The organism is Desulfosarcina sp. (assembly GCF_033791525.1).
GTDB lineage: Bacteria > Desulfobacterota > Desulfobacteria > Desulfobacterales > Desulfosarcinaceae > Desulfosarcina.
Window position 1 is genome coordinate 1 of sequence record NZ_JASJGN010000326.1, and the last position, 9,843, is coordinate 9,843.

The following is a 9,843-nucleotide window of genomic DNA, read 5'->3' on the forward strand; positions in this document are numbered from 1 at the left end:
CACGCCGGTCATCACCCGAATCGTCAACCCCCGGTCGGCGTCTTCGTCTATCGGCCCATCGGCAGGGTGTGGTGGTGGCGCTAAGTAGAAGGGTTGCATCATTCTTATCCCTAAGGAGCGACATGGCGAGCGGAACCCCCGAGCACAAAGAGACCTTTGAATCTTTCAAAAAATCCTTTTTCTACGGCAAGCGGTCGGACTTGAGCTTTAAATTCCTGTCACATCTGTCCGATGATCAGGCCACCCGTTTTTTCCAGGGGTTGTTGACCACGCTTGTGGATGCATACGACAGCGGCGATGCGGCGCCGGTTTACGAGCATATCCGCCAGGGTCAGATTCTTTCTTACGCTCAGGAGGCCCGAGCCGTTTACGATACGGGTCCCTTTTCTCCCATGAACGCCTCGCTGTCCCAAACCCGACTCATGCTGCTGACCTCCAGCGGCCACTTTGTCGAAGGCGACGATCCTAACCCGCTGGGGGTGGAGAAAATGACCCAGACGCAGGCGGAGCAGCAGATCATGTCTTTCTTAAAGGAATCTCCCGCGTTGAGCGCCATTCCGGTGGATACGCCGACAGACTGCCTGGTTGTGCGCCACGGCGGCTACGATGTGCGCGGCGCCAGGCGGGATCCGAACGTGAACCTGCCGCTGCAGCGGCTTCTTGAATTATCAGGTGACGGCTTTATTGCCGGGCTCTCCGATCCGGTATACTCTTTTGTGGGGGCCTGTTCCCAGGTCCGCCTGCTGAAAAGGGAGGGCCCCGATTGGGTGCAGCGCTTCAAGGCCCAAAAGGTCGATGCTGCTCTGCTGGTGCCGGTTTGACCGGTGTGCCACGTGTCCGTGGGACACGTTGCGCGCCTGATGGAAGCGTCAGGGATCCCCACCGTGGTGGTGGCCGTTGCCGCCTTTGAGCAGCCGTTGAAAAAGATGGCCCTTCCCCGAGTCTTGTTAACGCCATACCTGCTGGGACGTCCAGTGGGGACGGTGGGCGATGCCCGGACCCAGCGGCGCGTGCTGCGGGCCGCACTTGACCTGCTGGTATCGGCGGACCAGCCGACCATGCGCCACTATCGGAAGTGAGATGTCTCCCCGGTATGGCAAAAAAAACTGTTGCCCGGTCACCTGCCTGCCGATATGATTCGATGAATCAGTTGTTACCATTCAGCGTGCCCGAAGACGGAATCATCACAGACATGCCCGAAGCTACGTCCAAGAAGGATACTGAACAGCACCCACTTCAACCTGGGCGCCGCCCGGGACGGACCCTGTCCCGCGACCTGGTCGTGAGCATCGTACTCGTGGTGGCCGCCGTGTTTGCCATGATCGTCTCTTTCACCTACGGTTACATGTCCCACAAAGCGGAGGTGCAGAGCGCCGAAACCCTGAAATCCTTCAGTAACTACCTGCAGGGCTCGTTGGAACTTTCCCTCTGGAATATCGATGAGGAGGGGATTCAAAAAATCTGCAGCTCATTCTTCGAAAATGCCCTGGTGGAAAAACTGAAGGTGACGGATCAAGAGGGAACGGTTTTTTTTGAAAAGCAGCGTGAAGGCATTGCCCGTGAAGCGGAGAAAAAGACCGCTATCATGCATGGTGAAACGGTGGTCGGCTATCTCGAAATTGCCCTGAATCATCAAGGCTTTCGGGACAAGCAGCGCCAGTTCATGTGGTTCAGCTTAATCACCCTGGCTACCGTCACCATGGTGCTGCTGGTCACCCTGCGGTTCGTGCTGAAGGTGTTTCTCATTTCTCCCCTGAACCAGCTGATCCAGCGCACCGAGCAGATATCTCAGGGGGAATACGATTTTGTCGAATTCCAGGCACCCCAGCGGGAAATAAGGGCGATTGCCTCCCGTTTCAATACCATGGCTGACCGGATTCGGCGCCGAGAAAAGTCCTTAAGAGACGTCAATCAGCGCCTCGAGAAGGAAATTGTCGAACACCGCGATTCGGAATCGGCACTTTCAAGCTCACAAAAGGAGTTGGATTCAATTATCCGATCGACCCCCGATGTGATTTACCGGCTGGATACCATGGGGCGATTTACTTTTGTCAGCGATGCGATACGGCGTTATGGGGTGACCCCTGAAGAACTGATGGGGCGGCCCTTTATGGAATACATTCATGAAGATGACTGGGAGATTGCCAGATATCGGATTAACGAGCGGCGTACCGGCACTCGAAGTACTCAGCGGTTGTCAATCCATGCATTTGGTGATTACGGCAACCGGGAGCAGAGTGACTCGCAGGCGGTGCAGCGCAGTCCCGTTTTTCTGGTGGATGCCGAGGGACTATACGTTTCCGGCGAGTCCGATGTTAAAGTTTTCGTGGGCACCCAGGGCATTGCCAGAGACATCACCGAGCAGCGGCAAAATGAATCCGCCCGGATAGAGAGTGAAGACAGGCTCCTGTTGGCGCTGGATGTAAGTGGTGCCGGGATCTGGCAGTTGGATCTGAAAATGCGTTCGTTCCGTGTCGACGAGCGCATCTATACCCTGATGGGGTATAGCGAGTCGGATCTGGCCGGGGGCTTGGGATTTATCCGTGAGAAAACTTCCCCGGAAACCTGGGAGGAAATTGAACTGAAATTCAACCGGCACGTGGCCGGCCGGGCAGCGATGTTTGACCATGAGTTCAAACTGCAATCCAGGCAGGGTCAATGGAAGTGGTTTCACACCAAGGCCAAGGTGGTGCGCTACGACAAGGATGGCCAACCGGAAACCATGGTGGGCATCATTATCGACACCAGTGAACGAAAAGAGTACGAGGCCGAGCGGGAGCACCTGGAGCTGAAGCTTCAGCAGGCCCAGAAGATGGAAGCCATCGGCACCCTGGCCGGCGGCATTGCCCATGACTTCAACAATATCCTCGGGGCGATCCTGGGGTATTCCCAACTGACCCAAATGCACACGGCGGACAACGCCCGGGTGCAGGGATATGTGGGCAACATCTTTAAGGCCAGTGAGCGGGCCAAGGGTCTGGTGGAACAGATTCTCACCTTCACCCGGCAGGGAAAATCCCAGAAGGTTCCCTGCGATATTGCCATCGTGCTCAAGGAGGTGGTGAAGCTGCTGCGCGCCTCGATCCCCTCCACGATCGAGATCGTCCAGAAGATTCCTTCCAACCTGGGAACCATCGTGGCTGATCAGACCCAGATTCATCAGGTGCTGATGAACTTGTGTACCAACGCGGCCCATGCCATGGAGGCCCGCGGCGGCAAGTTGACCGTGACGTTAGAGAACCGCCCTGTGAATGAGAACACGGCAGCAAGTGGTGATGATCTGCCATCCGGTCGCTATCTGCAGCTTTCTGTTAGAGACACAGGCTCCGGTATGGATAAATCGGTGGTGGATCGTATTTTTGATCCCTACTATACCACCAAGGCGGTGGGTGAAGGAACGGGAATGGGGCTGGCGACGGTGCACGGCATCGTCAACGATCATGACGGCCGTATTCTCGTCGCTAGCGTGCCGGGCGAAGGATCGGTTTTCAGGGTTCTTTTCCCGGTGCTGGAAAACCCGGCAGAGATGGTGTCCAGCCAGCCGGCCTCCTATCCCAGGGGAACCGAACGCATCCTCTTTGTAGACGACGAGGAGCTATTGGTAAAAGTGGGTGTAGAGATGCTCAACGATCTTGGATATCATGCCGTCGGCACCACACGTGCCTCCCAGGCACTGGAAACGTTCAAGGCCCGGCCAGATGGCTTCGACCTGATAATTACGGACATGACCATGCCCGATATGACCGGCGACCAGCTGGCAACGCAGATTCTACTACTTCAACCCGGCATCCCTATCATCATCTGTACCGGCTTCAGCAAGCGGATCTCCTCGGAGCTGGTGTCGTCATTGGGCATCCGTGCGCTTTTAATGAAACCGGTCACAGTCCAGGAACTTTCCCGGACCATCCGTGATGTGCTGGATCAGCCGGTTGGATGAAAGCTGAGAAAGCTCAAAGCTGATAGCTGAAAGCGGAAGGTATGGTGGTCCACTTGGGTCTTTGGTTAGATGAAGGCGGATTGTTTTTTTACGGCACCAACGCCGATTTCAGGGCGTCCAGGAATTTATGGTTGGCTTTGTGAAGGGGCAAACCTGCCAGTGATCGAAGGGTGACCCACCGATGGCCATGGGTGCTTTTCAGACGCACCCGCCCAGCCAGGTGACGGCACACATAGACGTCACCGGTGAGCGTGAAATGGGTATAGGCATGCCGGATCCTCGTCAGCCGTTGGTCTACCGCAAGCTTAAGGCCGGTTTCGACCGCCATCAGTGATTCGATAGCCGCCTTGTCTGTCTCCCCGTCGTCTGCCGGGACAGCCGGGAATTCCCACATTCCGCCTAAAAATCCATCCATCGGTCGCTGGACCACCAGCATTTTTCCTTTTTTCAGGATCACCCCGATGGCCAGATGCCGGTGTGGGATTTTTCGGGATGCATTGCGCTTCGGGTAGTCGGTTGTCGTTTGGTGCCGGTTGGCCCGGCACAGGTCGGAAAGTGGGCAGGTCCCGCAACCTGGATTTTTTGGGCGGCAGACGAGCGCGCCCAGTTCCATAATGGCCTGGTTGAAGTCTGCCGGCTGCTTAGGGCAGATGAGCGCCTTGGCCGGCATCCTGAAAATCTTGTGGGCACCACTGCGGTTCACGGGGGTGTCTATTTCTAACAGGCGTGACAACACCCGCTTGACGTTGCCGTCGACCACCGGAAGCACCCGGCCGAATGCGATACTTAGGACGGCGGCGGCGATGTAGTCCCCCACACCGGGCAGGGACCGGAATGCCTCCGGATCATCGGGAACCTTGCCGTTGAATCGGGACGTCACCACCCCGGCTGCCCGATGCAGGTTGCGGGCGCGGGAGTAGTATCCCAGGCCCTCCCACAGCTTGAGTACCTCTTGAATGTTTGCAGCGGCCAGGTGTGCGGGCGTGGGGAAGCGATCCATAAATCGAAGGTAGTAGGGTATGGCGGTGGCCACCTGGGTCTGCTGAAGCATCACTTCTGAAACCCATATGGCAAATGGATCCGATGTCGCCCGCCATGGCAGGCGGCGTCGATGGGTTGCGTACCAATCTATCAGTTTTTCCCTTACGATTTCCGATTGCATGGATAACTTTTTTGTTTCGGTAGTGTCCATCCATAATTGCCAATCGTTCACAGGTTCAGCGTTCAGGGTTCTCTGAAAATTGCTCCTCATTCGCCTATGGTTCTCCGAAGCGTAAGCGCAATAAACGAATAGCTCTATCAAACGTATAGATCCCTTATCGCCTATATGATCCACACCGCCAGCTGGTCGGCCAACTTGAGCACCTTATCGCTGACCCGACCAACGAAATACTCATCGATAAAAGTAATCAGCCCCCGACGGCCCAGGACGACGCCGCCGAAATGGTTCTGCATGGCTTCCCGGACGATGTGGGGCGCGCGGTCCCGGTCCGCGGCCTGGATCTTGATGGAAATTCGGTCAGGAGCCATTCCTTCTACCAGCAGTCTGCGACGGGCTTCCTCTAAGTGGGGACCGATCCGGTGCTTCACGGCTTCGATTGGATCGTCGGTATTCTCAGGGATGAAGAACTCCTCGTCGCCTATCCAGAATTTTCCCTCGTGGCTGATCATACTGTATAGCTGCAACTGGTGATCCGACGTTCCCACCAGGGCAGCGACACACGCCACTCCTTTCATGGCGCCATGGGTACCGTCGAAGGCAACCAGCAGATTCTTCGCATCGGGCTGGCCGCCCACCACCACCACGGGGATATGCTTGATCTTGGCCACCAGCTTCATGGCCGTACTTTTGATCAGCCAGTCTTTGAACCGGCTCCAGCCGGTGCGACCCACGACGATAGCCTGGTAGCCGTCGTAGGATTCCTTGACGATGTCCTGCGTGATTCCCAGTTTCCCGTCCGGGGTCTTGATGCTGATGGCCGATTCGGCAAAGCCCTTTTGCTTAAAGTAGACCACGGCACTGTCCATGGTGTTGGAGATGTCCATCTTCTGTTCGGTGGCCCACCGCTTCAACCCGGTCACCCTGCGTTTGTAATGGGGGTAGGCGTCCAGGTCGGCAAAGAGATCGAACAGCTGGGCCTGCACATGGAAAAGAACAATGTGGGTGCGGTCCGGCGGGAAGACATTGGCGGCGTAGCGGATGGCCCGCAGCGACTGTTCGCTGCCGTCCACGGCCACGAGAACCTTATGGGGGGGAGCGCATTCTTGCACGCAGAACCTCCTGAATTACTTGTTCGTGACGGTTGAAATAATAAAACACCTGCCCATTAGCGACGCAGATAGTATCGCTTCAACGGTGACCCGTCAACATCGGAAACCGTTTGTATCAACCCTATTGCAGGGGTTAACGGGCCAACCCTCCGACCCACGGACGGACGGCATCCGATGTTGTCCTGCAAATTGACTAAGGTCAATGGAAAGCGTTGCGCGAAAAGATATAAAGCACCCAACCTTTTGGTTTGGCATGGGCATGTTGATCGTGGACACGGTCAAAAAAACAATGAGCGATGACAGTGATCAAAAATGGACGTCCAAAGGTGTTGGTATAAGGTTTGGGGCCATTTGTACCTTGACATTTCACCGGGAAGAAATCATATTTCTCCGAAAGAGCAAGAACGGATCAGTTTTGAAAAGATTTCCTTTGCGGAGATCTTTTTGTGTTTCAAGGGCTTTGAAATGGTGGTCACAAAAAAAATGAAATTCATGGTGAAGCCATGGGGCTGAAGCTTGAAGGTTACGCGGGCAGCGGCACCTTTGCCCATGGGATTCACCCGCCGGGTCATAAAAACCTGTCCAAAGATGCGCCCATCCGGGTGATGCCTACGCCGGATATGGTTGTGCTGTCCCTGCACCAGAACATCGGAGGTCCATGTGCCCCCCTGGTCAAACCCCGACAGACCGTGCAGTGGGGTGAGACCATCGGCAAGGGCAGCTCTTTTGTCTCCGCCACCCTGCACGCATCGGTGCCCGGAATCGTCCAGCGCCCAGTCAGAATGACCCTGGCCAACGGCCGGCACATGGATACCCTGCCAATCAAAAGCGAAGGGGAGATACCATCCGGCCGGGGACTATGGGATGAGATCTTCGGCGGCGATTGGCCCACCACCGACCTGGATGGCTATGAACCGGCCCGGATCAGTCACGATATCAACGACGGCGGGCTGGTGGGCCTGGGGGGTGCGGCGTTTCCCACCCACGTGAAGATCACGCCCAGCGACAAAAAACCGATTCACACCCTGATTGTCAATGGCTGCGAGTGCGAGCCTTATCTTACCTCCGACTATCGGCTCATGGTCGAAGCACCGGCACCCATTGTTGCCGGTGCGCTGCTGGCTGGCCGAAGTGTGGGTGCCACGCGGATTGTCATCGGCATCGAGGACAACAAGGCACCGGCAATCGCTGCGCTAAAAAAGGCGGCGCTGGGCACCGGCATCCAGGTGGCCGTCGTTAAGACCAAATACCCCCAGGGCAGTGAAAAGCACTTGATCCAGGCGGTGATCAAACGCCAGGTGCCATTAGGCGGACTGCCTTCGGATGTGGGGGTGGCCATGAGCAATGTGGGAACCATGGCTGCGGTTGCCCGGGCCGTGATATATAAAAAACCACTGACGCACCGGGTGATCAGTGTCACCGGCGGCGGCATCGTCAATCCGTCCAACGTACTGGCGCCCATCGGGGTTTCATTCGGCGCGCTGGTCGAATTTTGCGGCGGCCTGACACCCGATGCTGTCCGGTTGGTGGCCGGCGGTCCCATGATGGGATTTGCCTTCTCCAATCTCAACACCCCGGTTACCAAAGGCACAGGCGGTCTTACGGTGATGACCCGTGACGAGGTCAAAGCCGGCGAGGAAACTGCCTGTGTCCGCTGTGGCAAGTGCGTGGATGTGTGCCCCATGAATCTGGTCCCCACCAAAATTGCCCTGGCATCCAGGCATCAGGACATCGCCCTGTCCCGGCGCTACAACATCATGGCCTGTTTCGAGTGCGGCTCCTGTGCGTACACCTGCCCGGCCCACATTCCGCTGGTCCAGCTAATCCGGGCTGGAAAGGCCCGTTTGGCGGCTGCGGACCGGGGTTGACGACGGGGTCAGGAAGATCAAACAGACATGCAGGAAAATAACGTGAAGACCATAGATGAAACCGAGCCGACGGCACCGGTGATCCACGTATCGCCGTCCCCCCATCTGGTTCAAACGGAGTCCAGCACCCGGCGAATGATGGTGGATGTAATGATCGCCCTGGCGCCGGTGGTGGCCATGTCCCTGTTCGTTTTTCGCGGCTACGCCCTGTTCCAGCTGGCCGTCTGCCTGGGCGGGTGCCTGTTGGCCGAATTGCTTTTCGTAAGCATGCGCGGACGGGCGTCGACGCTGAAAGACGGTTCGGCCATTGTCACCGGCGTCATCCTGGCCATGAGCCTGCCCGGCACGGCACCCTGGTATGTAGGGGCCATCGCCGCCTTCGTAGCGATTGGCATCGGCAAGATCATTTTCGGCGGGGTGGGCATGAATCTGTTCAATCCGGCCATGGTGGGACGCGCATTTGTCATGATCTCCTTTGCCGGCGCACTGGCCGCATCGGGGTTCGAAGACGTGCGCAGCTCCGTGGACGCCATTTCCCAGGCCACTCCCATGAACGCTTATAAAATGAACGGCGTGGTCGCACCGTTAAACGACCTCTTCTGGGGAACCACCAACGGCAGCCTGGGTGAGACCAGTGCCCTGGCATGTCTGCTGGGGGGACTTTATCTGATTATCCGGCGCACCGCCTCCTGGGAGATCCCCGCAGGTCTGCTCGTTGCCGTCCTGGTTCTCGGCGGTGTGGCCGATCTTGCCGGCCCTGCGGACGGCTGGACGGTGTTGCACCAGATCCTGGGTGGTTCCGTGCTTTTCGGAGCTTTTTTCATCGCCACGGACCCGGTAACCAGTCCTCTCACTCCCAAAGGCAAACTTATTTTCGGACTGGGCACCGGCATGTTGATTATGCTGCTGCGGCTTTTCTCCGGCTACCCGGAAGGGGTGATGTTTGCCGTTTTGTTGATGAACGCCCTGACGCCGCTAATCAACCGGTGGACGATACCGACGCCCTTTGGTGGTAAATAGTGTCCGTCCATAAACGGCATATTGCGGACCAGGTTGTGCTATCGAGTTTTATATGTGGTCAGATAAAAGAAAAATTCCAATTCCCAAGAGCCAAATAGCAAAGCAATCACGATGCTTAAAATCCCAAATTCCAAATCATCGGTTCGTACGTTTAAGGATTTGGGTTTTGAATCGGTTTGAAATTGGATTTTGAAATTTAGAATTTAATTGTGATTTGGACAACGTGATTTGGAATTCTCTAAGTATTTGTTATTTTTTCAAAGTCTTGCCCGGGTCAGGAATTTGATATGGACATTGAGAAAAAGTCATTCGCCGGCGGCCTGAAATCGAGCAATCTTGTTCAAGCTTGGCTGGTGCTGGTGCTGGCCGTGGGGTTCGGTGTCTCCCTGGCGGGCGTTCAGCTGGTGTTTGGGCCGGTAATCGAGAGCAACAAACTCAATGAAACCCTGGAGAAGGTGCCCGAACTCGTGCTGGGCAAATTTTTGGCCGCCAAAATGGCCAGTGAAGATCAGACCTTGGAGGTTGTTCCCCGTCAGGTGACCGTAAGCAAGCCGGATCGGACCAAGTTCTACAGTGTTTTCGAGGCACGTTACCAGGGCGACCTGAAAGGGTGGGTGGTGAAAACCAAAGGCCAGGGCTATGCGGACACCATCGAACTGCTGCTGGGGCTTTCGCCGGATTTTCGCAGCATCACCGGCTTGTTTGTGTTGGATCAGAAAGAGACTCCCGGTCTGGGCAACAAGATCA

8 protein-coding genes are annotated in these 9,843 nt (G+C 56.4%); 6 read left to right on the forward strand and 2 right to left on the reverse strand.

Annotated elements, in window-relative coordinates:
- The first annotated feature begins 122 nt into the window (after positions 1-122).
- The 3 genes from QNK41_RS16255 to QNK41_RS16265 all read left to right on the forward strand — a co-directional run bounded on the left by QNK41_RS16255 (position 123) and on the right by QNK41_RS16265 (position 3,937).
- Positions 123-821, forward strand: a complete 699-nt coding sequence (locus QNK41_RS16255; RefSeq protein ID WP_319258787.1) for a glycine/sarcosine/betaine reductase selenoprotein B family protein — start codon at positions 123-125, stop codon at positions 819-821.
- A gap of 12 nt (positions 822-833) precedes the next feature.
- Entirely contained in the window at positions 834-1,079 is a 246-nt protein-coding gene (locus QNK41_RS16260; RefSeq protein ID WP_319258789.1) for a hypothetical protein, read from the forward strand.
- A gap of 62 nt (positions 1,080-1,141) precedes the next feature.
- Positions 1,142-3,937 (forward strand): PAS domain S-box protein, encoded by a 2,796-nt coding sequence (locus tag QNK41_RS16265; RefSeq protein ID WP_319258791.1) that lies wholly within the window; start codon positions 1,142-1,144, stop codon positions 3,935-3,937.
- 88 nt (positions 3,938-4,025) lie between these two features.
- On the opposite strand, the gene mutY is transcribed toward QNK41_RS16265, so the two are convergent.
- The gene (gene mutY, locus QNK41_RS16270) at positions 4,026-5,099 is read right to left on the reverse strand and encodes an A/G-specific adenine glycosylase (protein WP_319258793.1); all 1,074 of its coding nucleotides are present in this window, start codon (positions 5,097-5,099) and stop codon (positions 4,026-4,028) included.
- Positions 5,100-5,260: 161 nt separating this feature from the next.
- Positions 5,261-6,208, reverse strand: a complete 948-nt coding sequence (locus QNK41_RS16275) for a universal stress protein (RefSeq protein ID WP_319258795.1) — start codon at positions 6,206-6,208, stop codon at positions 5,261-5,263.
- A 503-nt stretch (positions 6,209-6,711) separates the two neighbouring features.
- Between QNK41_RS16275 and rsxC the strand changes: the two genes are divergently transcribed.
- From rsxC to QNK41_RS16290, 3 genes are all read left to right on the forward strand, one after another.
- Positions 6,712-8,076: an electron transport complex subunit RsxC gene (rsxC, locus tag QNK41_RS16280; RefSeq protein ID WP_319258797.1), complete on the forward strand. Its 1,365-nt coding sequence runs from the start codon at positions 6,712-6,714 to the stop codon at positions 8,074-8,076.
- A gap of 42 nt (positions 8,077-8,118) precedes the next feature.
- Positions 8,119-9,096 (forward strand): RnfABCDGE type electron transport complex subunit D, encoded by a 978-nt coding sequence (locus tag QNK41_RS16285; RefSeq protein ID WP_319258799.1) that lies wholly within the window; start codon positions 8,119-8,121, stop codon positions 9,094-9,096.
- Positions 9,097-9,383: 287 nt separating this feature from the next.
- The coding region (locus QNK41_RS16290) for an FMN-binding protein (protein ID WP_319258801.1) at positions 9,384-9,843 on the forward strand (460 nt) is incomplete at its 3' end.